This window comes from Peribacillus sp. B65, assembly GCF_058513295.1.
In genome coordinates, this window is sequence record NZ_CP195840.1 from 5,520,402 (window position 1) to 5,520,928 (window position 527).

At 32.6% G+C, this 527-nt stretch carries 1 protein-coding gene; it reads right to left on the reverse strand.

From position 1 onward, the window contains the following. Positions 1-79: 79 nt before the first annotated feature. Positions 80-436, reverse strand: a complete 357-nt coding sequence (locus tag ACSR9O_RS27290) for an MmcQ/YjbR family DNA-binding protein (protein ID WP_427575225.1) — start codon at positions 434-436, stop codon at positions 80-82. Positions 437-527 lie beyond the last annotated feature (91 nt).

A 527-nucleotide genomic window follows, 5' to 3' on the forward strand; every position in this document is an offset into this window, starting at 1 on the left:
TTACTTTAAGTAGATTATTTCACAATCATAGTAAGTTCCACAGAAAAAGGCATAAATCCTTCCTGCTGAATCAATGCCTTCACTTTTTGAAATTAACTTTACTATTATTTTTTTTAGTTATCATATAGCTTTGTTTTATCATTTCGTAAATGTCTTCCTTTGGAACAGTACCGTCAAGAATTATCGAATTCCAATGGTCCTTATTAAGATGAAATGCCGGAACTACCGAATGGTAAATCTGACGCCAATAATCTAAAAAACCAGGTTCACATTTCACATTAATCCAAATATGGCCATCTTTTTCAAATATCCACGCAAACACTTTCTTGTTATCTATATGTCGCATTAACGTCCAATTCTTATCACGAAATGGATAATCTTCATATGTATTACCCATTCCCAAACAGTAACCGATAGCTCCCTCTCTATTTTTCATTGTTAACCTCTTCTCTAACATAATAACTTGCTAGTTTTTTAATAAAACTGCATCCTTAATTATAACCCCTGGACGCTTTATTGCACTAACC